This window comes from Flaviramulus sp. BrNp1-15 (assembly GCF_022259695.1).
Taxonomy (GTDB): Bacteria; Bacteroidota; Bacteroidia; order Flavobacteriales; family Flavobacteriaceae; genus BrNp1-15.
Genome location: NZ_CP092099.1, coordinates 509,360 through 534,944, shown reverse-complemented (window position 1 = coordinate 534,944; position 25,585 = coordinate 509,360). Strand labels below are relative to the sequence as shown.

At 31.8% G+C, this 25,585-nt stretch carries 22 protein-coding genes; 14 read left to right on the top strand and 8 right to left on the bottom strand.

Annotated features, from left to right (window positions below):
- Nucleotides 1-34 precede the first annotated feature (34 nt).
- The 7 genes from MBM09_RS02335 to MBM09_RS02305 form a co-directional block, all read right to left on the bottom strand.
- Entirely contained in the window at nucleotides 35-1,492 is a 1,458-nt protein-coding gene (locus MBM09_RS02335; RefSeq protein ID WP_238675242.1) for an ATP-binding protein, read from the bottom strand.
- Between the two features lie 171 nt (nucleotides 1,493-1,663).
- Nucleotides 1,664-2,212 (bottom strand): CopD family protein, encoded by a 549-nt coding sequence (locus MBM09_RS02330; RefSeq protein WP_238675241.1) that lies wholly within the window; start codon nucleotides 2,210-2,212, stop codon nucleotides 1,664-1,666.
- A gap of 2 nt (nucleotides 2,213-2,214) precedes the next feature.
- On the bottom strand, nucleotides 2,215-3,261 hold the full coding sequence (hemH, locus tag MBM09_RS02325) for a ferrochelatase (protein WP_238675240.1): 1,047 nt from the start codon (nucleotides 3,259-3,261) through the stop codon (nucleotides 2,215-2,217).
- A 193-nt stretch (nucleotides 3,262-3,454) separates the two neighbouring features.
- A complete protein-coding gene (locus MBM09_RS02320; protein WP_238675239.1) occupies nucleotides 3,455-4,204 on the bottom strand; it encodes a hypothetical protein in 750 nt (249 codons plus the stop codon).
- 429 nt (nucleotides 4,205-4,633) lie between these two features.
- Entirely contained in the window at nucleotides 4,634-5,341 is a 708-nt protein-coding gene (locus MBM09_RS02315; RefSeq protein WP_238675238.1) for a ThuA domain-containing protein, read from the bottom strand.
- A 3-nt stretch (nucleotides 5,342-5,344) separates the two neighbouring features.
- A complete protein-coding gene (locus MBM09_RS02310; RefSeq protein ID WP_238675237.1) occupies nucleotides 5,345-5,506 on the bottom strand; it encodes a hypothetical protein in 162 nt (53 codons plus the stop codon).
- A 10-nt stretch (nucleotides 5,507-5,516) separates the two neighbouring features.
- A complete protein-coding gene (locus MBM09_RS02305; protein WP_238675236.1) occupies nucleotides 5,517-6,416 on the bottom strand; it encodes a helix-turn-helix transcriptional regulator in 900 nt (299 codons plus the stop codon).
- Between the two features lie 189 nt (nucleotides 6,417-6,605).
- On the opposite strand from MBM09_RS02305, the gene hemA reads away from it, so the two are divergent.
- The 14 genes from hemA (at nucleotide 6,606) to MBM09_RS02235 (ending at nucleotide 21,142) form a co-directional block, all read left to right on the top strand.
- The gene (gene hemA / locus MBM09_RS02300) at nucleotides 6,606-7,868 is read left to right on the top strand and encodes a glutamyl-tRNA reductase (RefSeq protein ID WP_238675235.1); all 1,263 of its coding nucleotides are present in this window, start codon (nucleotides 6,606-6,608) and stop codon (nucleotides 7,866-7,868) included.
- Nucleotides 7,861-9,438, top strand: coding sequence for a hydroxymethylbilane synthase (gene hemC, locus MBM09_RS02295; protein WP_238675234.1), 1,578 nt, complete (start codon nucleotides 7,861-7,863; stop codon nucleotides 9,436-9,438). Before hemA ends, hemC begins: the two co-directional genes overlap by 8 nt.
- Nucleotides 9,439-9,538: 100 nt before the next feature.
- A complete protein-coding gene (gene hemE, locus MBM09_RS02290; RefSeq protein WP_238675233.1) occupies nucleotides 9,539-10,564 on the top strand; it encodes a uroporphyrinogen decarboxylase in 1,026 nt (341 codons plus the stop codon).
- Nucleotides 10,565-10,567: 3 nt separating this feature from the next.
- On the top strand, nucleotides 10,568-11,122 hold the full coding sequence (locus tag MBM09_RS02285) for a GNAT family N-acetyltransferase (protein WP_238675232.1): 555 nt from the start codon (nucleotides 10,568-10,570) through the stop codon (nucleotides 11,120-11,122).
- The gene (locus MBM09_RS02280) at nucleotides 11,115-11,873 is read left to right on the top strand and encodes an EI24 domain-containing protein (RefSeq protein WP_238675231.1); all 759 of its coding nucleotides are present in this window, start codon (nucleotides 11,115-11,117) and stop codon (nucleotides 11,871-11,873) included. The genes MBM09_RS02285 and MBM09_RS02280 overlap by 8 nt, the downstream gene beginning before the upstream one ends.
- Nucleotides 11,866-12,405 (top strand): GNAT family N-acetyltransferase, encoded by a 540-nt coding sequence (locus MBM09_RS02275; RefSeq protein ID WP_238675230.1) that lies wholly within the window; start codon nucleotides 11,866-11,868, stop codon nucleotides 12,403-12,405. The genes MBM09_RS02280 and MBM09_RS02275 overlap by 8 nt, the downstream gene beginning before the upstream one ends.
- 5 nt (nucleotides 12,406-12,410) lie before the next feature.
- On the top strand, nucleotides 12,411-13,313 hold the full coding sequence (gene hemF / locus MBM09_RS02270; protein WP_238675229.1) for an oxygen-dependent coproporphyrinogen oxidase: 903 nt from the start codon (nucleotides 12,411-12,413) through the stop codon (nucleotides 13,311-13,313).
- A 53-nt stretch (nucleotides 13,314-13,366) separates the two neighbouring features.
- Nucleotides 13,367-14,362, top strand: a complete 996-nt coding sequence (gene hemB / locus MBM09_RS02265) for a porphobilinogen synthase (protein WP_238675228.1) — start codon at nucleotides 13,367-13,369, stop codon at nucleotides 14,360-14,362.
- A gap of 149 nt (nucleotides 14,363-14,511) precedes the next feature.
- Nucleotides 14,512-17,034 carry a T9SS type B sorting domain-containing protein gene (locus tag MBM09_RS02260; RefSeq protein WP_238675227.1) on the top strand — a complete coding sequence of 841 codons (2,523 nt, stop codon included), beginning with the start codon at nucleotides 14,512-14,514 and terminating at the stop codon, nucleotides 17,032-17,034.
- 123 nt (nucleotides 17,035-17,157) lie between these two features.
- Nucleotides 17,158-18,240 (top strand): CNNM domain-containing protein, encoded by a 1,083-nt coding sequence (locus tag MBM09_RS02255; RefSeq protein ID WP_238675226.1) that lies wholly within the window; start codon nucleotides 17,158-17,160, stop codon nucleotides 18,238-18,240.
- 1 nt (nucleotide 18,241) lies between these two features.
- Entirely contained in the window at nucleotides 18,242-18,715 is a 474-nt protein-coding gene (locus MBM09_RS02250) for a methylated-DNA--[protein]-cysteine S-methyltransferase (RefSeq protein ID WP_238675225.1), read from the top strand.
- 1 nt (nucleotide 18,716) lies between these two features.
- Nucleotides 18,717-19,235 carry a DUF4442 domain-containing protein gene (locus tag MBM09_RS02245; protein ID WP_238675224.1) on the top strand — a complete coding sequence of 173 codons (519 nt, stop codon included), beginning with the start codon at nucleotides 18,717-18,719 and terminating at the stop codon, nucleotides 19,233-19,235.
- A gap of 46 nt (nucleotides 19,236-19,281) precedes the next feature.
- Nucleotides 19,282-20,436, top strand: coding sequence for a serine hydrolase (locus tag MBM09_RS02240; RefSeq protein WP_238675223.1), 1,155 nt, complete (start codon nucleotides 19,282-19,284; stop codon nucleotides 20,434-20,436).
- On the top strand, nucleotides 20,429-21,142 hold the full coding sequence (locus MBM09_RS02235; RefSeq protein WP_238675222.1) for a 3'-5' exonuclease: 714 nt from the start codon (nucleotides 20,429-20,431) through the stop codon (nucleotides 21,140-21,142). The genes MBM09_RS02240 and MBM09_RS02235 overlap by 8 nt, the downstream gene beginning before the upstream one ends.
- Nucleotides 21,143-21,206: 64 nt before the next feature.
- On the opposite strand, the gene MBM09_RS02230 is transcribed toward MBM09_RS02235, so the two are convergent.
- Nucleotides 21,207-25,337: a M4 family metallopeptidase gene (locus tag MBM09_RS02230; protein ID WP_238675221.1), complete on the bottom strand. Its 4,131-nt coding sequence runs from the start codon at nucleotides 25,335-25,337 to the stop codon at nucleotides 21,207-21,209.
- Between the last annotated feature and the right edge of the window lie 248 nt (nucleotides 25,338-25,585).

Here is a 25,585-nt window from a genome sequence, read left to right as displayed (position 1 = left end):
GTTTTTAATAGATTTTGTTACAACAAAAGTGCTTTTATTCTTTAGGGAAAATGACTTTAAATGTTGTGCCTTTATCTTTTTCTGAAACAAATGTAATACTTCCTTTATGGGTTTCTACTATATTTTTTACCATTGCTAAACCTAAGCCCATACCACTACTTTTGGTAGTAAATTTAGGCTCAAATATTTTTCCTAGATTTTCTTGAGAAATTCCTGCACCATTATCGGTTATAGTTATAACAACATTTTTTCCGTTTTCACCAACATTAATAACTATTTTAGGTGTTCGAGTATCTGGAATGGACTGAATTCCATTTTTAACCAGATTAGTAACCACACGTATGAGTTGAGTTCTGTCAAATTTTGCAATTATTTCTTCTTTTTGAGCTTTAAAAACAATATAATCCTCATTAAAAATATCTAAAGCTAACTTTACAATTTTCACAACATTAAGTGTTTCATTTTGTTGTGCAGGCATTTTAGCAAAGTTTGAAAACGCCGATGCTATAGAACTCATCGTATCTATTTGCTGAATAAGTGTTTTACTGTATTCATCTAGTTTTGAAGTGATGTTTTCATCATTTGGATTAAACTTACGTTGAAAGTTTTGAACCGTTAAACGCATGGGAGTTAGCGGGTTTTTAATTTCGTGAGCCACTTGTTTTGCCATTTCTCTCCAAGCTTGCTCACGCTCACTTCTTGCTAATTGTACAGCACTTTCTTCTAGCTCATCAATCATGCTATTGTATGAGTTTACTAATGTAGAAATCTCTTCGCTAGTAGCATTAACATCAATTTTCTCATTACGCTTTTCTAGTCGTGTGGCATTAATTTTATCACTTATAGTTTTCAATGTTTTGGTAATGTATTTAGATAGTAAAAATGCTATGGCTATAGCCATTAATAATACAAACATGAATGCAAAACCTATACGTTTTAAAAACTCATTAAGCTCCATAGATAAGAAATCGTCACTTTCTAAATATGGCAGGTTTAATACTGCAATATCTTTAGATTTTTGATCTTTAATAATTGTATACGACGATTGAAATGTTTCACCGTTTTCCTTGTGTTTATCTACATATCTGTGAACTGCCGTGTTTGTAATGGCGTTTAAAACTTCTGCGCTTAAACATTTTTCGGCTGAAAAATTTTGCAACCCTGCTTTTGATGAGATTAATAAATTGCCTTCTAAATCGTATAAGTTAATTTGAAGTTTGTGTATATCGGCAATATTATAAATCTCTTCTTTAAAAATTAACGGAATATTTTCGGTTTTTACTTCCCAGGTATTTTGCCTACCATTTAAAACACGTCTTATATGCGTGTGAATGTTATCTTCTTTACGTTCTAAACGTCCTTTATGGTAATCTTCACTTTGTTCTTTGTATTGATATATGGCTACTGACGAAATAAGTATAGATGCCAACAATACCAGAAATATCATGGCTAAAAAAATACGGGTACGAAGAGATAACTTTCTTAAGTTCATTTAAAATATTAATGCTTTAAATATAGCAATAATCAAACCAAACACCCTAAGGCTAATTTAAAAAACCATTAGTTTGCTGATTAGTGCGTTAGGGATTGAAATGACATCCTTTTTTGAGTTTCGAAAAAAAGATATAATGGAAAGCCCGACCACTTGTGGTAACGCCCAAATTTATGCGTCTGGTTTTTTTTCTCTAATATTTTTGTAAATCTTAAATCCTAACATGATAAGGACGCCTAAAACCAAAATACCTACAATACCCCAAACCCAATTTATAGCGTTTTTTAAAATGACTAAAAACACAACTGCAAATAGAATAAACGTAGCACCTTCATTCCAGATACGCATAAAGCTAGACGATTTTTTTACCACATCGTTTTGCAATTGCTTGTAATATTGATGCGTTTTTAAATGATAAATTATAAGCAATACTACAAATACAAGTTTTACATGCATCCATGGTTGTTGTAACCAAAAAGGCTGTAAAATAAGTAACCAAACGGCAAATATAGTTGACAAAATTGCTGATGGCCATGTAATGATAAACCACAAGCGTTTTGCCATAAGTTTTAACTGTTTTCCTAAAATTTCTTTATCTGGCGATGGTTTATGAAACGCTTCTATTTGGTAAACAAACAAACGCGGAATATAAAACAAACCAGCAAACCAGGTGATTACAAAAATAAGATGAAATGATTTTATGTAATTGTAGTATTCCATTATTAAACGGTTTCAACTGAAGCTTTAGACCATTGGTTTATCCACTTTGCGAGCAATGCAACCCATTCGTCATCATCATTTAAGCATGGTACTGTTGTGAAATCTTTACCGCCCATTTCATGAAAAATTTCTTGACCTTCCATGGCAATTTCTTCTAAAGTCTCTAAACAATCGCTTACAAAAGCTGGTGTAACAATAGCCATATTTTTAATACCCTGTTTTCCTAAACGTTCAATGGTTCTGTCGGTATAAGGTTGTAACCATGGGTCGAAACCTAAACGCGATTGAAATGATGTAGAAAATGTGTTTTCTTCTAAATTCAATGCTTCAGCAACTAAACGCGTTACTTCTTTACATTGGTGTTTATAGCAATACTCATGCGCTTTACTTGGAGTTTTACAACAAAGACATTCTACTTTATCACTTGGTTTACAGTGCGATTTTGTAACATCGCTCTTTTTTATATGACGTTCTGGAACCCCATGGTAAGAGAACAATAAATGCTCATAATTTTTACCTTCTAAATGCTTTTTTATAGAGTTTGAAAGCACTTCTATATAATCTGGTTTGTTATAAAATGCCGGAACAGATTCAATTTTTAAATTAGGAAAATGTTCTTGTCGTAATTCTTCTGCTAAAACCGTAATAGTTTCGGTCGTTGCCATAGCGAACTGAGGATATAATGGAAACAACAAAACCTCATCTACACCTTTATCTACAAGTTCTTGAAGTCCTTTTTTAATAGTCATACTTCCATAGCGCATAGCTAATGCAATAGGAACATCTACCTGTTTTTGTACTTTATTTTGAAGTCTTTCTGAAAGTACAATAAGTGGTGAACCTTCGTCCCACCAGATTTTTTTATAAGCTGCTGCAGATTGCTTTGGGCGCGTTTTTAAAATAATACCTTTAACTAAAGCTGTTCTTGCTATATAAGGTATATCTATAACACGTTCGTCCATTAAAAATTCACCCAAATATTTTTTAACGTCTTTTGGTGTTGGACTATCTGGCGACCCTAGATTAACTAATAATATTCCTTTTTTCATACTGCTTTTTTATAATTGCAAAAATACAATACAAATTTTAATGGTTTAGTATATAGAATAAAGAAAAGCATTTATTTTAATATGGTTTTATAGTTTTTATAAACACAAAAGGATGCTTAAAAATATTTTTTAAGCATCCTTGTCTTTAATTAAAAAAATGGCTTTGTTAAATAAAGAATTTATTTAACAAAATCTAATCTTCATCTAATTCTGTTTTATTATAAACCCACCTTGGTAATTCTGAACTATTAAAGTTTGGTTTTTTAATTGTGTTTACATTTTCTACACAAAGAGAATTTACTAGGGTTTTTGTATTTAGAATATCATATACTCTATCATGTTGTACTTTAGTAAAATTTCCAGTAACATAATCTATATCTACAGATTTATAAACTCCATCTTCTAATAAAAAGGCAAACATAGATTTTACATCATTTTCATAAAAATCTGTATTCTTATCATAATCAGACTCATTAGATATATAGCTTTTACCAGCTACAAGAAGGTATTCATTTCCTGAGGATAAATTTTTCACACTAACAGTCCCTCTAAATAATAAGTGGTAATCATCATGATACATAGACCTTAGTCCTTTACTATTTTCTTTATTGATATTATAGAATTTACTGTAGTAAGGCAAACTCTTCTTTTCTATTTTTTTTGAGTATACATGTTTAATAAACTCATCTGCAGTTTTAAAGTAAGAAGGTAAATTTTCTGCACAATAACCAGCATACCAAACAGGCACATATTCTTTGTGGAGTAAAGCATGACTACCTTTTTCGAATATTACCGGACGTTCGTATATTCTTGGGTTGTAAAATACATAATTACCAATTTTAAATAACTCACACTCATCTGCTGCGAATTCTGATACTTCTTTTGTTTTACAAGATGTAATTAAACAAAAAACTACTAAGGTTTTTAATATTATTTTATTCATGATTAGGGTATTTATATAAGTTAAAAATTACTTTTAAACTTATATGGTTAGCTATTTTATTTTGAGGGTTTTTAAATCAGTTTTTAGGTTGCTTTTAATTAAACTGATTCACCTTTTATAACAAAAACGTTATATCAGGCTTACTTTTTAGCGAGGATTTTGGTTCAAATTCTTTTAGTAATAAGATTTCTATTTATCTGATTTATTGGTTAATAACAATTCAAACATAATTATTATTTTTAAAAAAACAGTTGAAATACAAATAAAATCGATGAAATACACTTAATGTTATTTTATTAAGATTTTATTTACGTGTGAAGAAATAGAGAATAATATGAAAAGTTTAATATACTATGAGTTGTAAAAATGAATTTTTAATACTTAAAACCAAATGCAATTTTTGGTGGCAAAATTCAATAAAATAGCTTTTTAATATTTTTTTAAACAGTATAAAATTCCACCAAGCAAATGTTGTGTAAATTCTGGTTCTTTATAAGATGCTTCTGTATGTCCTAGTCCCGTATAAAACATGCGCGAATTATTGAACTCTTTACACCAAGCTATAGGGTGAAAATCACCATGTTTCCCTCCTTTGTAACTAGACTCATCTAATGTTAATACTATATTAATATCATCTTTTACAGATTCAAAATTATACCATTCGTCGTACCTGTTCCATACTTTAGGTAAATGTTGTGTCGAAGGATGTGTTTTTTCTGATATGTTTATTGTTGCATGACTCATTTCTGGATGATCTAGAAAATAAGCACCAATTAATTCGTTATACCATTCCCAATTATATTCTGTGGCTGTGGCTGAATGTACTCCAACAAAATTCCCTCCATTATTAATGTAATTTTTAAAAGCTTTTTGCTGCTTTCTATTCAAGACATTACCAGAAGTGCTTAAAAAAACAACCAAATTGTATGACTTTAAATTCTCTAATGAAAACATTTTTGAATCTTCGGTGTGTGTAACTTCAAAATTATTTTCTTTTCCAAGTTTAACAATAGCCTTAACACCTGCTTCTATAGATTCATGACGATATTCTTTTGTTTTAGAAAACACAAGAACTTTTTCTGAGGCTTGAGACAATCCAGTAATACACATGGTTAGAATAATTAAAATTGTTTTCATACTTTAATTTTTCTCTTTTTCAAAATTTTCTTGATAGTATAATTTTGGACGTTCTTCATTATAATCACAATCTTGAAAAATGCCACAAGAAATATTTGAACGCACTAAAGATTTTGTGTTCATGTTTTTAGATAATGCTGCTATTTCTGGTGTTAAATATTTCATCACTATAAACTTAACTCAATGACATTACATACTTTTTGGGTGTAGTTCCATATTTCTTTTTAAACGCAGCAATAAAATGGCTTGATGTACTATAACCAACTTTTAGTCCTACCTCATTTACATTATCATCGCCTGCTTCTAATAATTTTCTAGCCACTTCCATTTTGTAATCAAACAAGAAACTAAAAACAGAATCGCCGTAAATTTGTTTAAACCCTTCTTTAAGCTTTTTTAAACTCAGTCCAATTTCATCTGCTAATTCTTGTAAACTTGGTGGTTCTGCCATACGAGTAATAATAATATCTTTGGCTTTTCTAATCTTTATTACATTGGCTTCGTCTACCAAAAACGGACATTGTTCTACATTAGCATCTTCACTTCTATTAAAATACAAACTTAAAAGCTCGTAAGCTTTTCCTTTAAAATAAAGCGATTTTATAGAAGAATTTAAATTAAAATTAATTAATTGATTTAATACAATAGCCATAGATGGCGAAATAACACCGTCTTTATAATATTTTTTATCCTTATTATCTTCACTTAAAAAGGTGATATAATCTGCCTCTTGGGAAAATAATCCATGAAAATTTTTAATTGAAATTAATATAGAAACCATCCACGTATGCGGATTTATTTGAAGATCTATAGGAAGGTTTCGTTGTGGATTATAAAGTAATAATGAATTTTCTTCAAGAATATTTAATTTGTACCGGCCTTCGTTAAAAACAAATTGACTGGAACCTTTTACGCAAAAATGAAATTGAATGTAATCATTATCTATTTCTTTTTCAAGAGCTTGAACTTCGTTGGTTTCATTTTTATGCGTAAGCACAAAAACACCATCATCAACTTTTGTTTCATCAAAAGAACTTTTGGCGACATTTTTTTTGGCACTCAATTCCTGATTCATAGTCTTTTTATTTAGATTGGTTCTAAATTAAACAATAAAAATCTGCCTGTTTTATTGCAAAAGTATAACATTTATCATTGAATTAGAAAAAACAACGATAAAAAACCACAAGCGACACAAAAAGTTCTTTGAGCGTTATTTTTTTAATGCCCATCCGCATATTTTTGCCTCACATTTTCAGGTATTAGCATGCAGAAGTACAATATTTCAAGAAGTAATTACTTTTATGCCATTGGTTTAAGTTACAAAAAAGCCGATGCAGACATTCGTGGGCACTTTAGTTTAGACGAAGATTCTAAGCTAAGGTTGTTAAATCAAGCCAAAGAAAATGATATTGAAAGCTTGATAGTTACTTCTACTTGTAACCGAACCGAAATCTACGGTTTTGCGCAACATCCTTTTCAGCTTATTCAATTACTTTGCGAAAATACGCGTGGCACAGTTGAAGAATTTCAAGAAGTTGCTTACATATATAAAAATAAAGACGCTATAGCGCACATGTTTCGTGTTGGTTCTGGTTTAGATAGTCAAATTCTTGGAGACTTTGAAATTATAAGTCAGTTAAAAATCAGTGCACGCTTATCAAAAAAACACCATTTACTAAATCATTTTACAGAACGCTTAGTTAACGCCGTTATTCAAGCTAGTAAACGTATTAAAACAGAAACAGAAATTTCATCTGGAGCAACTTCTGTTTCATTTGCGTCTGTTCAATATATCTTAAACAATATTGAAAATGTTTCTGATAAAAACATCTTACTTTTCGGCACAGGAAAAATAGGTAGAAACACTTGTGAAAACTTAGTAAAACACACACAAAACGAGCATATTACCTTAATAAACAGAACCAAAGATAAGGCAGAACAAGTTGCTGGAAAATTCAATTTATTGGTTAAAGATTATGCTAACCTACAAGAAGAAATCAATAACTCTAATATTTTAATTGTTGCTACTGGTGCACAACGCCCAACAATAGATAAACACATTATTCAAACTCAAAAACCGCTTTTAATTTTAGATTTATCTATTCCTAAAAACGTAAATGAAAACGTTGAAGAACTCAGTAATGTTAAACTTGTTCATTTAGATCATTTATCTAAAATTACTGATGAAACTTTAGAAGCTCGTAAAAAACACATTCCATTAGCTGAAGCTATTATTGAAGATGTAAAAAAAGAGTTTAATAATTGGCTAGAAACCAGAAAGTTTGCTCCAACTATTAAAGCTTTAAAGCATAAACTAAATGATTTTGCTGCAGCTGAATTAGATACACAACGCAAAAAACTATCTGATTTTAACGAATCGCAAGCCGAAATAATTAGCAACAACATCATTCAGAAAATAACAAATCATTTTGCACATCATTTAAAAGATGATGATGTTTCTACAGACGAAAGTTTAGAACTTATTAAAAAAGTGTTCCAGTTAGAACCTTCAAAAAAAAATGTCTAAAACCATAAGAATTGGCACTCGCGATAGTGAATTAGCACTATGGCAAGCCAACATAGTTAAACAACAGCTTGAAAATTTAGGTCATAAAACCGAACTCGTACCAGTAAAATCCACTGGCGATTTGGTTTTAGATAAACCACTTTATGAACTAGGAATTACTGGTATTTTTACCAGAACTTTAGACATTGCATTGCTAAATCATGAAATTGATATTGCGGTTCATTCACTAAAAGATGTTCCAACCGTTTTACCAAAAGGTATTGTACAAGCCGCTGTTTTAAAACGTGGTAATGTTAATGATACGTTGGTTTTTAAAAACAATGAAGAGTTTTTGGGCGCTAAAGAAGCTGTTATAGCAACAGGTAGTTTACGCAGACGTGCACAATGGCTAAACAGATTCCCAACACATACCATTGTAGATTTAAGAGGTAATGTGAATTCTCGTTTACAAAAACTTAAAGATAATGACCATTGGAACGGTGCTATTTTTGCAGCCGCTGGAATTGGAAGAATTGGTTTAAGACCAGAAAACGCAGTGAACCTAGATTGGATGATTCCTGCACCTGCTCAAGGAGCCATAATGATTACAGCATTAGAAGACGATGACTTTATAAGAACCACTTGTACTGAATTAAACCACGAAGAGACTGAAATTTGCACCACTATAGAGCGTGAATTCTTAAACAAATTAGAAGGTGGTTGCACTGCCCCAATTGGAGCTTTAGCCTATATTAAAGATGAAGAAATCAACTTTAAAGGTGTATTGTTAAGTCCTGATGGCACAAAAAGAATTGATGTTACTAGAGTTAAAAAACTAGGAGAACATAACGATATGGCTCAGTTTTGTGCCGATTTTATTATTGAACGTGGTGGGAAACGTTTAATGGATAACATTAAAAATTCTAACAGAAAAACAAATGTATATTCTACAAAATCGTTTACTGAAGACCAACGTTTACTTTTCCATGAAAAAGTAGTAGCAGAAAGCAGCGATTTTATCAAAATAAGTTTGAATAGAATTCACCCACGTTTCTTAAAAAATGAAATTGAAAATGTAATTATAACTAGTAAAAATGCTGTTGAATCATTAACAACTAACTATTCAGCTACAGAGTTACAGTTTAAAAATATTTACTGTGTTGGTCGCCGAACTAAACGTTTAATTGAACAGAAGATTGGTAAAGTAAAACACACCGAAAAAAACGCTAAAAAGCTTGCTGAATATTTAGTTGAATATATGGATGGTGCAGAAGTAACCTATTTCTGTAGTGATATTAGATTAGATGCATTACCAACTATTTTAACAGAAAACAATATAAAAGTCAATGAGGTTGAAGCTTATCAAACCAAATATGATGGGTTAAAAGTTGATAATACTGTAGAATCTGTAATGTTTTATAGCCCATCTACTGTTGAAAGTTTTGTAAAGAAAAACAAAGCAGAGGTTATCGCTTTTTGTATTGGAGAAACCACAGCAAAAGAAGCAAGAAAACATTTTGACGATGTTAGGGTTTCAAAAGTACCAACTGTAGAGAGTGTTATTGAATTGGTTAATGAACATTATGTGTAAATTTAACGTCATTATGAGAAATGAAATCACTTGGTAATCTCTTCCTAATTAATAAATTGCCACAGTAAACAAGTTTACTTCGTAATGACAACTAAGAAATATGATAAAGAACGATTTATTTTTAAGAGCATTAAAAGGAGAAACCGTAAATCGCCCACCAGTATGGATGATGCGTCAAGCAGGACGTTATTTACCAGAATTTATGGCTATTCGCGAGAAATACGATTTTTTCACAAGATGCCGCACGCCAGAACTAGCAAGTGAAATTACTGTTCAACCTATCAGAAGATATGGTATGGATGCTGCAATTTTGTTTAGCGATATTTTAGTTATTCCGCAAGCTATGAATATTGAGGTGCAAATGAAACCTAACTTTGGACCTTATTTACCAAATCCTGTACGTACTCAAAAAGATGTAGATAATGTTATCGTTCCAGACGTTACCGTTGAACTAGACTATGTATATCAAGCTATAAAAGCTACTAAAGAATTGCTGAATGATGAGATTCCTCTTATCGGTTTTGCAGGTTCGCCATGGACTATTTTATGCTATTGCGTACAAGGACAAGGTAGTAAAACTTTCGATAAAGCCAAAGAGTTATGCTTTACAAATCCCGTTGCTGCACATCAATTACTTCAAAAAATAACCGACACAACTATTGCTTATTTAAAGGAAAAAGTAAAAGCAGGTGTTAACGCAGTACAGGTTTTTGATTCTTGGGGAGGCATGTTATCTCCAACCGATTATCAGGAGTTTTCATGGCAATATATCAATCAAATTATTGAAGCCCTTAAAGATAATGCTCCTGTAATTGCATTTGGAAAAGGTTGCTGGTTTGCATTAGGCGACATGGCAAAGTCTAATGCATCAGCTCTAGGTATTGATTGGACGTGTTCTCCAAGAAACGCACGTTATTTAACAGGTGGCAACATCACGCTACAAGGTAATTTTGATCCGTCTCGTTTACTATCTCCTCCTTCGGAAATAAAGAAAATGGTTCACCAAATGATTAATGAGTTTGGAAAAGACAAATACATTGTAAATTTAGGTCATGGTATTTTGCCTAATATCCCATTAGATCATGCCAAGGCGTTTATAGATGCCGTAAAAGAATATAATAGTTAAAAAGTGAGTGGTATAAATTTTAAATTAGAACGTATTAATGAGGTTTCATTCGAAGCGTTTCTAAATTTAATTTATTCAAACAAGGCATATATTGAAAAAGGTTTTGCTGGAACTGTAAAACGATGTGAAACAAAACAAGGTGCAAAAAAACTATTTGAAGAATGGATTTTGGAAGAAAACGAAAGCAGAAGTTTTTCTTTTTTTATAAAAGACTTTCAACTAGATAGTTTAATTGGCTTGGTTAATGTCAAAAACATTGATATCAATATAAAAAAGTGTGAAATAGGATATTTTATTTCCAAAAATTACGCTGGCAATGGTCTTATATCTAAATTTACTTCAGAAGTTGTAACATATTGTTTTGATATCTTACAAATGAATAAAGTATTTCTTCGGATTGCTCCAGATAATATTGGAAGCCAAAAAGTAGCAACTAATAATGGCTTTAAACAAGAAGGAATATTACGTGAAGAATATAAAGGTTTTCAAGACAAACTAGAAGATGTTATGTATTTTGGTTTATTAAAATCCGATTATTTAAATAAGAAAGATGCTTAAAAACATATCATTAGGAATTAAAGCTTATTTTGGAGCTTTTAGTTTAATCTCTAAACTTAAACTCTGGAAATTCTTTGTAATTCCTATGTTGATTAGTTTTTTAACGGCAATTGCTATTTTTGGTTCTGCTTATGGGTTATCTGATAATATTGTAGACTATCTTACAAGTGTTTTCCCTAGTTGGAATCAATATGAATGGATTAAAACCACATTTAGAATTATAGCAGGTTTAATAATTATTGTTATTGGTCTAATTCTTTTTAAACATATTATAATGGCATTATCTGCGCCATTTATGAGTCCGGTTTCAGAAAAAATTGAAGCTCATTTAACGGGTAGTCTTGCTCATAATCATAGAAACACGACTTTCATGCAACAGTTGTGGCGTGGTATTAAAATAAACGGCAGGAATTTACTCATGGAATTACTGTTAACCATTCCTATTTTACTTTTGAAATTCATACCTATAGTTAATATTTTTTCAACTATTTTATTGTTTTTAGTTCAAGCTTATTATGCCGGTTTTGGTAATATGGATTATACCTTAGAACGCCATTTTAAATATCGCGAAAGTGTTAAATTTGTTCAAAAACACAGAGGTTTGGCAATAGGTAATGGTATTGTTTTTATGCTCATGTTATTAATTCCTGTTGTTGGATTTATATTAGTTTTACCGCTTTCGGTTACTGCTGCTACGCTTAAAACTGTAGATGCATTACAGCTAAAAAATAACTTACCGAATCATGCTTAGTTTTGATTCTTTCAATATTGAACCCATCCAAACACAAGACGCTTGGAATATTTGTAATTTAATGATTGCAAATGAAGACCGTTTTAAACGTTTTTTCCCTTTAACATTAAAGGAAAACTTAACTCCAGATTTATCTAAAATTTTTACTGATAAAAAAGTAAAAGAGTTTAATTTAAAGGAAGAATTTTTATTCACAATAAAAGAAAAGGCAACTAATCAACTTGTTGGTTTAGTGTATTTAAAAGCACTCGATTGGACAAAAAAACAAGGCGAGTTTGCTTATTGTATACACTATGAATTTGAAGGTAAAGGCATAACAACCAATGTAGTAGAACTTCTATCGGAATATGCTTTTAAAGATTTGAATTTAGAAACACTTCAAATTATTGTTCATAAAAGCAATATGGCGAGTATTAAAGTTGCTGAAAACTGTAATTTTACATGGATTAAAACCCTTAAAAAAGGATTTACACCACCTGGTGAAAAACCTTTAGATATGGAGTTATATGAATTGTATAAAGAAATTGAATAACATAAATGAAAGATAAATTTTTCAACTACATACATGAATTGCAAGACACCATCACTTCTAAATTAGAATCTATTGATGGAAAAGCTAAATTTCAAGAAGATATCTGGAAACGACCAGAAGGCGGTGGCGGACGCACACGCGTTATTGAAAATGGTAATGTTTTTGAAAAAGGCGGCGTAAATATTTCTGGTGTTCATGGCAAACTTCCTAAATCTATGCAAGCCTATTTTAAGGTTGGCGATGTTGATTTTTTTGCATGTGGTTTAAGTTTAGTTTTACACCCAAAAAACCCAATGGTTCCAACTGTTCATGCTAATTGGCGCTATTTTGAAATGTATGATGCAAATGGTAAAATTGTTGATAGTTGGTTTGGTGGCGGACAAGATTTAACACCCTACTACTTGTTTGAAGAAGACGCAAAACACTTTCATCAAACCTGCAAAACAGTTTGCGATAATCACAACCCAGAGTTTTATACAAATTATAAGAAACGTTGCGACGAGTACTTTTATAACGCACACAGAAACGAAGGTAGAGGTGTTGGCGGTTTATTTTTTGATTATTGCAAAGCTTCTGAAACCATGACTATGGAAAATTGGTATAACTTTGTAACCGAAGTTGGTAATAGTTTCCTTGAAGCTTACATGCCAATTGTTGAAAAACGAAAAAGTTTATCTTATTCTGAAGCACAACGTAATTGGCAAGAAATTCGTCGTGGTCGTTATGTAGAATTCAATCTGGTTCATGATAAAGGCACACTTTTCGGGCTAAAAACTAACGGACGTATAGAAAGTATCTTAATGAGTTTGCCACCACATGTACAATGGGTTTACAATCATCATCCAGAAAAAGGAAGTGAAGAAGAAAAATTAATTGAAGTATTAAAAAACCCTATAGATTGGGTTTAAATTGAATCTAAATGTCAGGTTGAGCGCAGTCGAAACCTATCAAAATAAAAACTATGTTTCCACTAAGAAGAAATAGAAGACTTAGAACCAACGAAGCCATTCGCTCTTTGGTTCGCGAAACCATAATATCACCTAATGACTTTTTAGTGCCTCTTTTTGTAGTTGAAGGCAAAGGCATAAAAGAAGAAATTGCCTCAATGCCTAACTATTATCGTTATAGTTTAGATTTACTTGAAAACGAGGTTAAAGAGCTTTGGAATCTGGGTTTAAAATCGGTTTTGCTTTTCGTAAAAGTACCAGATAACTTAAAAGATAATAAAGGCACTGAAGCTTTAAACCCTAAAGGGCTCATGCAACGCGCCATAAAAACAGTTAAAAATGTTTGTCCGGATATGTTGGTGATGACCGATGTTGCTTTAGATCCGTATTCAGCGTACGGTCATGATGGTATTATTGAGAACGGCATGATTTTAAACGATGAAACCGCCGAAGTTTTAGCAGAAATGAGTATTTCGCATGCACAGGCTGGTGCCAATTTTGTTGCGCCGAGCGATATGATGGACGGACGCATTTTAACCATTAGAGAAGCCTTAGAAGATGAAGGTTTCATTAATACTGGAATTATGAGCTATTCAGCAAAATACGCTTCTGCCTTTTATGGGCCATTTCGTGATGCTTTAGATTCTGCCCCTGTAGATTTGGTAGATATTCCAAAAGACAAAAAAACATATCAAATGGATCCTGCTAATCGTTTTGAAGCCATTCGAGAAACAGAAATGGATATTGATGAAGGCGCAGATATTGTTATGGTAAAACCAGGTTTATGTTATTTAGATATTGTTCGAGAAATTAAAAACGAAGTTGATGTTCCTGTTGCCGTGTATCAAGTTTCTGGAGAATATGCTATGCTAAAAGCAGCTGCTGAAAAAGGATGGTTAGACCACGACGCTGTTATGATGGAACAAATTACAGCTATTAAACGTGCAGGGGCTGATATAATCGCATCTTATTTTGCTAAGGATACCATTAAGCTTCTAAATAAGCATTAAGCTCTTCATTAATAACAAATTTGAACAAGCAAAAACACTTTAAAATATTGATTTTTATAGTGATTATTTGCTTGTTGTCTATTATTATTTTTTTTTAATATAAAATCAAATTTTTAAATGTATAATTGTAACTGTAAGGCTACAATCATATGTTTAAAACCCTAAAAGTTTTACTTATTCTATTTTTAGTACTATTAAGTTTTAATAGAGGTTATGCACAACTAGAAGCTTACAAAATTGATGGAGAGGGTTGGGCAAAAGGAAATCTGGTTGAAATAGGTATTAATTCAAAAGGCGTTTATGGGGCTCAAACATTAAACAAACCTCCTTCTTTTCACGATAACAGAGAAATTGATAATAATCTTTTTGGTTTTATTGCAAACCCATTAAATGATGGTTGGGTTGATTATGATGGTGATTTCTTTACACCTGGTGACCCAGAAGAGGGATTTTGCATTGAAATAAATGGTGTGAATTATAATAACAATAATGGCATTTTCTTCTCAGAAATCCCAGGAAAAGTTACTGGTGTTAATATTATTTCATCTGATTGTTTTGAAGATATTGCTCAAATATCTTGGGAAGGCAATGTAGAAGGGCTAAACATTAAGAGATATTACAGCATCACTCAAGATGGGCTTTTTATACAAATGACAACATTTATAAAAAATCTTTCAGATGTAACTAAAGAAAATATCTACTTTATGCACAATGTAGATCCAGACAATAATGTAACACTTAGTGGTTTTTATGAAACTGATATGGAGCTTATTTCTCAAGCAAGTTCTCTTACAGACCAAACTTGTCTTGTTACAGCTTCACAAAGACCTCTTTCGATTCCTGAAGATATGGATGGTTCTGATGTAAGCTTTTATGCCAATAGCGAAAAAGCCAGAGCTACTTTTGGGGGTTTTAACAACAGGTCTGCAAGTCAAATATGGAATGGTGATTTTGAATTTATCAACACAGAAGGTGCCACAAGGTCATTTGTTGATGAAGCAATTTCAATTGCTTTTAATTTTGGAGATATTCCAGCTAATGAATCCGTAAGATTTACATATTACTACATTCTTGAAAAAGTTGATGAAACCTTCGTGCCTTTTATTGTAAATGCTATACAGGAAAACCCTAGTGTTTGTAATGGAAAAGATGGTAAACTTATTTTTTCTGGTTTAACTGAAGGAGTTACTTACACTATTAGTTATGTAGACGACGGTGTTTTTATTCCAGAACAAGACTTTGTTGCTGACGATGATGGTATTATTGAAATAACAAACTTAGATGCTGGTTTATATTCTAATATATCTTTGAGTTTTTCTGGTTGTAGCACAACAATTGCTACAGATTTTGAATTAATGGATCCAGAACACCCAAACTACACAATAAGTAAAAGAGATTACTCAAATTGTATAACTCCAGAAGGAGGTTTAACTTTCTCTGGGTTAACACCTTTAACCAATTATTCTGTGCAATTTACTCATAATGGTGACCTTGATGGTCCATATGATATGAGCGCAAACATAAATGGTGATATTATATTCAATAATTTAGTAGCAGGTATTTATACCGATTTTGTTTTCGAGCAATATGAATGTATAACAGAAAGCAGTGAGGTTATTGAAATAATTGGACCTTCAAATCCAGATTTTAATCAAATACAAGAACAATTTTATTGTGATGAAGACTTTGACTATGTAACTACAATTAATTTAGCGCTTTTAGATTATTTGGTTCTTGGTACAGACTCAAGTTCTAGATATGAAATAACATATCATCAAACTGAAGAAGATGCTAAAAACAGTATTAATTTAGCAGCTTCAAATTATACAACAACTGGAGAATCATCATATATGCTTTATGTAAAAAAAACGCACAGAGATTCTGGTTGTAATTCTTATTCTCCATTCACAATAACTATAAACCTTCCTCCAGATTTTAACCTAGAAGATGGTATATTATGTGTTAACAATGATGATAGTGTAAACTATGAATATGATTTGCCTATTCTAAATACAGGTTTATCTGATTCTACACATGATTTTGAATGGTTTTTTGAAGGCAACGTTATATCTGGTGAAACTTCAAGTACTTTAATTGTAAATAGCTCTGGAAATTACTCTGCAAAAGCCACTATTAAAGAAACTGGATGTCATTACACCATGCAAGCTATAGTTTCTCCATCTGGTCCCCCACAATTTTTAGATTTAACCATTACATCTTTACCTTTTTCGGACAACCATACTGTAGAAATTGAAGCTAGTGGCTATGGAGATTATATTTTTTCTGTAGATAATGGTGCCACTCAACAATCTAATGTTCTTATGAACTTAAACCCAGGATATCATACGTTTCAAATTATAGACACTAAAGGTTGCGGAATCGTCAATGTGGAAAAAACAATTATTGGTTACATAAGGTATTTTACTCCTAATGATGATGGATTTAATGATTATTGGCAAATCATAGGTATAGAAGAATTAATAGACCCTCAAATTTTCATTTTTGATAGGTATGGAAAAATATTAAAACAATTAAACCCAAATAATAAAGGCTGGGACGGAACATTTAATGGCAAACCATTACCTCAATCGGATTATTGGTTTAGAGTTATTTTTAAAGATGATAATGATATAGAACGTGAATTTTTAGAACATTTCACTTTAAAACGTTAACTTTTTCCATTTATAAATAGTTATTAAAATTCTATTTAAAAAAGCCTTTACAAAGATATACTGTTACATCATTCATTTTATATCGTGTTTTCGTAAATTAGCAATCAACAAAATCATTATTTAATGAGCGCATTAATTTTTTGGGCAACCATTTCTATTTTCTTTTCTTTTTTATGTTCAATCCTTGAGGCTGTTTTATTAAGCGTTACACCAACGTTTATAAATGTAAAAAAACAGGAAGGAAAAGACTATGCATCAACTTTAGAAACTCTAAAAAAAGATGTAGACAAACCTTTAATAGCTATACTTACACTAAATACTATTGCTCACACTTTAGGAGCGATGATGGTAGGTATTGAAGCAGAAAAATTACCATATAAAATAGAGCTTTGGGGTATTAACACTGTTGGTATTGTTTCGGCAATTATGACATTTTTAATTTTAGTAGCTTCTGAAATTATACCAAAAACTATTGGCGCAACGTACTGGAAAAAACTAGCTAATTTCACTTCAAAAGCATTAACTGTTTTAATTTTTCCTTTAAAATGGTCTGGTATTTTGTGGTTATTACAATTAACAACAAAACTTATTGGGGGCAAAGGCCATGGTAGTGTTTTAAGTAGAGAAAGTTTTATGGTAATGACCGATATGGCTCATGAAGAAGGTGTTTTTCAAGAAAACGAAAGTAAAATAATAAAGAATCTATTAACCTTTAAAGAAGTGTTTGCAAAGGATGTTATGACACCGCGAACGGTAATGCAAACGGAAGACCAAAACACAACAGTTGAAGATTTTTTTAAAAGAAATTTAAACTTACGTTTTTCAAGAATTCCTATTTATTCAGACAATCCTGATAATATTAAAGGGCTAGTGCTTAAAGATGAAATATTTAAGGAAATGGCACTTGATAATGGCTCAAAAAAACTATCTGAATTAAAAAGAAACATTATTATTGTTGAGAGAAACCTCCCTATTCCAAGCCTTTTTGAACAACTTGTTGAAAGTCGAAACCATATGGCTTTAGTGGTAGATGAATATGGTTCTGTAAGCGGTTTGGTAACTATGGAAGATGTTATTGAAACCTTACTTGGTATGGAAATTATGGATGAAAGCGATAATGTTTCAGACCTTCAACATTTAGCTAGAAAAAGTTGGGAATCACGTGCCAAAAAACTAGGCATTTTTGATGATAAAACACCTGAATAAAATGGAAACTTGCATTATTAAGTCTCCATTAGGTTTCACTAAAATAATTGGTGATATTGATGGTGTTAATTCTGTAACTATTCTTAATTCAGAAGAAAAAATAACCGACATTATTCCTGTAGAATTAGAAGATTGCGTTATTCAATTAAATGAATATTTTGATGGCTCTCGCAAACAATTCGACCTTAAAATAAATCCTCAAGGAACAGACTTTCAGAAAAAAGTATGGAATGAGCTCCTTACAATTCCTTACGGAAAAACAACATCTTATTTAGAGCTTTCAAAACAATTGGGCGATGTAAAAGCTATACGTGCTGTGGCAAATGCTAACGGTAAAAATCCGCTTTGGATTATTATTCCTTGTCACCGTGTTATTGGTAGCGATGGTAGTTTAACAGGTTATGCAGGCGGATTACACAGAAAAAAATGGCTTTTAGAACACGAAAGCCCTTTTAAGCAACAATCGCTTTTTTAATATGTATAGAACACTTACCAAAATAGCTACAAAAGTTTTTACTGATGCTCAAATTTATAAATACGGCTTTAATTGGTCGCCTATGTACCGTCGATCAACTGGAAAGGTGATTGAAGTTTCAGACGATCTATTATATGTTAAAATAAAAATTCCGCTAAGTATAAAAAACAGAAATTTTGTAGGTTCAATTTTTGGAGGTAGTTTATTTTCTGCTACAGATCCAATTTATATGATTCAGCTTATAAAAATATTAGGTGACGATTATGTGGTTTGGGATAAGGATGCTACAATAAAGTACAAACGACCTGCAAAAGAAACCGTTTACACCGAATTTATTTTTACTAAAAATGAAATTGAAGATATAAAAGAACAGGTTTCTAAAAATGGGGAGTTTAACTTAGTTAAAACACCAAATATTGTAAATAACGAAGGCGTTATAATTGCCCAACTAAGCAAAACTGTTTACATCGCAGACAAAAATTTCTACAAAGAAAAACGTAAACAAAAAAGAAATAAATAAATCTTCATTTAAATTACTATATTTATTTCAACTAAATTTTTAAAAAATGAGATTTCTTAAAAAACTCCTTAAATGGGTTGTTATTCTATTTGGTTTATTAATAATCATACTTTACATAACAGACACAGATTATTTAATCAAAGCTGTTAGAACAATTTATTTACAAGGTTATACCACAGCCTATTTAGAGGATTATAAGAAGTTTGACAATAAAGTAATAGAAAACGGATCTTCTTTACCATGGCCAAATCATAAAGATTACAATACTGTAAAAGAAACCGAAGGTCTTAATGAAATTAATGAGTCTAACGGCACCATAGCATATGTTATTATAAAGAATGATAGCATATGGTTTGAAAACTACTACGGTGGATTTAATGAAGATTCACAAACTAATTCTTTTTCCATGGCAAAAAGTTATGTCTCAGGCCTTATGGGAAAAGCCATTGAACAAGGTTATATTAAAAGTTTAGATCAACCTGTTAGCGATTTTTTACCATCATTTAATGAAGGTTTAGCTGCTAAAATGACTGTTGGAGATTTATCTAGTATGGCATCTGGAACTTCATGGGATGAAAAATATTATTCACCTTTTTCAATTGTAACACGTGCCTATTTTGATGATGATTTAGAAAAAGTAATGTTAGGTTTAAAAGTTGTAGACGAGCCCGGGCAAGCTTTTAAATACTCGAGTGGTGATACACAAATGCTCGCTTTGGTTATAGAAAAAGCTACTGGTAAAAAACTATATGATTACTTAACCGAAACGTTCTGGAAACCTTTAGGTTGTGAAAACTCAACACTATGGCAGGTCGATAGCGAAGCACACGATTTGGTAAAAGCCTATTGCTGTATTGCTAGTAATGCCAAAGATTTTGCACGTTATGGAAAACTATTTAAAGACCATGGAAAATGGAACGGAAAACAAATTTTAGATTCCACTTTTGTTGCCAAATCCATTACACCTCGTTTTCCTAAAAGTCCAGAATATGGATATGGTTGGTGGATGAAAGATATTGGTGATAAACATTTTTTTATGATGCGTGGTCACTTAGGACAATATGTAATTGTTGAACCAAATGATAACATTATTATTGTAAGATTAGGTCATTCAAAAGGTACAAATAACGAAGTTGGTTCTTTTACGGCAGATATTGATACTTATATTAAAGAAGCCTACAAAATGCTGAATAATGATTAGTAAACTAAACCTTGAAAACATATTGTTTCTGGATATTGAAACCGTTCCAGAAGTACAACATTTTTCTGATTTAGATGAAACTAAACAAGCATTATGGGAACATAAATCGCAATACCAACGTAAAGATGATTTTACTGCCGAAGAATTTTATGAACGTGCTGGTATTTGGGCAGAATTTGGTAAAATAGTTTGTATTTCGGTTGGTTATCTTACTTTTCAAGGAGATCTTAGAAAGTTTAGAGTCACATCGTTTTACGGTGATGAAATTAAAATTTTAAAAGACTTTAAAAATCTTCTTATTTCTCATTATAGTCAAACTAAACATTTGCTTTGTGCGCATAACGGAAAGGAATTCGACTTTCCTTATATAGCCAGACGTATGATTATCAATAATATTGAATTGCCTTACAAATTGAATCTTTTCGGTAAAAAACCTTGGGAAGTACCTCATCTTGATACTTTAGAACTTTGGAAATTTGGTGATTACAAAACCTATACCTCTTTAAAATTATTAACCAACGTATTAGGTATTCCTTCTCCTAAGGACGATATTGATGGTAGCGAAGTATATCGTGTTTACTATGAAGAAAATGAAATAGATAGAATTATAACCTATTGCGAAAAAGATACCATTGCTGTGGCTCAAATATTTTTACGATTACGAGGTGATGATATTTTAAACGATGATGAAATTATTCATATTTAAACTTCAATAAATAAAAAAGTCCAGACATTAATGTCTGGACTTTTTAAATAAGAATTGGTTAGTGTTATTCTTTAATAAATCTTTTAATTTTAGTTTTCTCACCTATGTTTAACTGTAAGATGTAAACACCAGTCTCAAACTTAGAGATATCAATATTCGTTTTATAACGTCCTTTTAAAACTGTTTGCCCAATCATATTTTTAATTTCAAAAGTTTGAGCTTCAAATCCAATTAAATCGATATTAAGCATTTGCTTAACAGGGTTTGGATACACTTTAAAATGCTGATCTAGATTATCTTCATTAACAGGTGTAGATGCTGCAAATCCATTAAAACTAGATCCTCCTAAACAGAAGTTTGTAGTTTGAGAACTTGTAAAAGATCCTCCTGAAGCTAATGTTGCACCGCTATCAGAATTGGTTAAGGTATAAGATCCATTACCATATGAACAGCAAATTCCATCACCATAAGCATCAGTAATTATGAAATCGTAACATCCATCTTCTAAACATCCTACAGAAATATTTATTGTAGAACCATCTGCTTGAGAACCATAAGTTCCTCCAGATGCCACAGTTGTTCCTGATGCATTTACAATACTCCAAGCGGTTTCTTCTGGGTAATTATCAAAAGTAATTGAAAGGTTTACATTAGAACATGTAGAACCCGTTCCTCCACCAGTTGATAAACTAACTGCATCTACAGCCATATCACCTTGCCATGTAGTACCGGTTTCACCATTAAATCTTAATTGAACAGATGCTCCAACATAAGCCGATAAATCTACAGTTGCTGTTAACCAAGAATTCCCTTGATTACCTGATCTACTCCAAACACTTGTCCAAGAACTACCATCATCTACACTTACTTCCAATGCTAAACTTCCCATAGTAGATGCTCCATACATATGATAGTTAAATTCGAATGTAGCTTGTGTTTCTGCACTTAAATCAAAACAAGGAGAATTTAAAATCGCTGTTTTATTTGAATAATTAGGTGAAGAAGACTCCATATAAATATAATAGCTTCCAGCATTTGCACTTGATGGTCCTGTGTTACTTGAAGGTGTTCCTCCACTTCTAGTTGCCCAGTTAAAGTCATCTCCTGTACCTTGTGTCCATGCTCCAAGAGTATTTTCAAACCCTTCACTGTAAGGGAAAGAAGCTATTCCTCCTGTACATCCAGAACCAGTTGAAGGTTCTGTTACAATTACTGTTCTTGTAACTTGAGTTGCTGCATTTCCTGCAGTATCACTTACATTATAATTTCTAGTATATGTTCCAGCAACATTTGTATCAACAGTTCCTGTAATTACAATACTAGATGTTAAGTCTCCATCAATATTATCTGATGCGGTAGCACCTAATTCATTATAAGCATCACCAACTTCTAAGTTTATAGTTGACGCTCCATTTAAAGTGATAACTGGCGCTGTTGTATCTGCTGGTTGAGTAACAATAACTGTTCTTGTAACTTGAGTTGCTGCATTTCCTGCGGCATCACTTACATTATAATTTCTAGTATATGTTCCAGCAACATTTGTATCAACAGTTCCTGTAATTACAATACTAGATGTTAAGTCTCCATCAATATTATCTGATGCGGTAGCACCTAATTCATTATAAGCATCACCAACTTCTAAGTTTATAGTTGACGCTCCATTTAAAGTGATAACTGGCGCTGTTGTATCTGGAGTCCCAGTAATTAAGTTAACCGTATAATCTTCAACTTCACCATAAGAAAACGCTTCACAAGCTGTTGGAATACCATTATATTTCATAGAAACACGCATTCTTGTTGCTCCATTTATAGCAGATGTTGGCACAGTAAACGAACCACTTATTGGATTAGTTTGAGAAGCTGCTGCTGTCCAAACTTGTTCACCTGAATCAGTGAAATCTCCATCTTTGTTATAATCAATCCAAACAGAATAACCTTCATTATAAAGTGTTCCTGTCCATGTTGGAGTAATTGTAATTGTTGCAGAATCTCCTTTAGTTAAGTTCGTAGAAATTGATGTGTAATCTGCATAACCGCCTGAAGTTCCTCCAGTTGTATTATCAATACTACCTAATTGAACTCTTCCAATATATTCATCAGCTACACTATTTCCATTAGAATCACAATATACTAAAGGTGCCGTTCCTGTAGTTGTTACAGATGTTGTAGATGATGTTCCACTTCCACCGGCAGAACAATTTGCTGCTACAGAAGATGTATAGGCTGTTCCAGGGTTTAAACCAGTAGCTGTATACGTAGTTCCTGAAACATTTGTTGATACACCATTAACTGTAACGGTATATGAAGCTGCTCCTGAAACAGCATTCCATGTTAAAGTGAATCCGTTATCATTAATATTTGAACTTGCTAAATTAGACGGTGCCGCTAAAGCACATGTTTGAACATATTCTGCTCCAACCCCAACAGCATAAAATGCATTTGTAGTAGAAATTACTTCTTGCGAACCAGAACCATATAAATCTATTGCTGCTTGAATAGCAAATGATCTTGCATTTGCATAAGTAGAGTTAGCTGAAAGATATATATTTAATAAACGATAAGATATGTCTGCTGCTTTAGCCATTCCTATACCTGTAACATTGTATGAATCACTTACATCATTTGTACCTGAACCACCAGCAGTTAATAAATAGAACCAGTGATTTAATACTCCTGAATTTGTATGAACTCCACAATAATCATTACTACTTGTTGGTGTTCCACAATTTGGGTTAATCCAATAAGTTCCTCCATAAGTATCTGGCTGCCCTAAAGATTTAGGATCGCTCATAGAACGAAGAGCAGCAGATCCGCTACGTCTGTCAATTTCATCTCCAATTAACCAAATAGAAGCATCTGGTGCAGCATCGTTACCATTTCCTTTAGCAAAATGCTCGATAGCTGCTCCCCAAATATCAGAGAAAGCTTCGTTCATTCCACCAGACTCTCTTTGGTATGCAAGGTTGGCGGTAAACTCTGTAACTGCATGTCCTATTTCATGTGCTGCAACATCTAAACTTGTTAAAGCATCAAAAAAGCCATTTCCTTCATTTCCATTAGAACTTCCATCACCATAAGACATAACATTTAAAAACCAAAATGCATTATCATAATCATTATCAACATGTACATAACTTCTTAATTGAGCTCCACTATTATCATAACTATTTCTATTGTGAACTTGATCCCAATAATCGTACGTTTTCATGGCTCCCCAGTGTGCATCTAATGCAGCATTGTCTTTGTTAGCATTATCATATTCTAATGATGACCAATTGTTATCATTATCAGTAAACTCAGAATAGTTTGTTATATATGGTAATGAATTTCCAACTGGTGCTAAATTATTTGCATCTCTGGTATATACTTTTCTTGAAGCATCATTAAGTGTGTAGTTACTTCCAGATTGTGTTGTTTCTATAGTTTGAGAACCGCTATAACGTGTGTCTGCATTTCCAGAAACAAAAATATTTGTGTTTGTTTTTTCTTCTTTTAATGCAGATATAAAACTTGACGTATACTCATTGTTTCCAAGAGTTCTACCGTCATGTCCAAAATTATCAAAATGCTTTACTCTAGCATTGTAAAAAAGAATTTTTCCGGTATGAGCATCTACATATACATCTGCCCCTCCAAGAGGTGAGATTGTAAAAATTTCATATTTATATGCTAATCTAATTTTTTGATCTGATCTGCTGTTTTCACCTTGAGCATCCATCATTGGTAATAATACCAATTCGCCTTCTGGTTTAGAATATCCTAATTCTTTAGATGCCGCTTCATCTTCCCATAAGTAACTTTTAGCTCCTATATGAGCTTTGGCTTTTTGCAAACCCATTGCTTTACTTAAAGTAGGTGCTTTTACATCTTTTATGTTATATAATTCACCACTCATAGATTTAATTTTTCCATTTTTAGAGTGAACAGAATATTTAGCAAATTCAACTTTTATACCTTTAAAATATTGTTGGTATTTTACATGAGTAAACCCTAGTTTATCTCTTTCAGTCTTAATCTCTTTAATATCATCATCTGGTGAAAGTTTAAGATTTTCTTTAATTAATTGTTTTGCATCTGACAATTTATGGGTTGTTTTTTTGTCAAACACTAATAGCTTGTCTTCTTTTGGTTGTTGAGCAATTGCTGCTACAGAAAATAGAGCAAACACTAATAAGAGTGTAATTTTTTTTCTCATTTTAAGATTGTTAATGGTTAGAACTAATTTAGTATCTAATTTGTAATAGATTTTGTGTTTTTGTAGTAGGCAAATTACTTCTTTTGAAAGTTCACGAAAAATTTATAAAACAAACTGATTTTGTGAAAATATTAATAAAAAAGTTAATTGCAAATAAAATTTTTAATATTTTCGACGAAATACTGACTATTCTGTAATTTCTGAGGTTTTCCAACACTAATTTTGAAGAATTATACTACAATTGTATT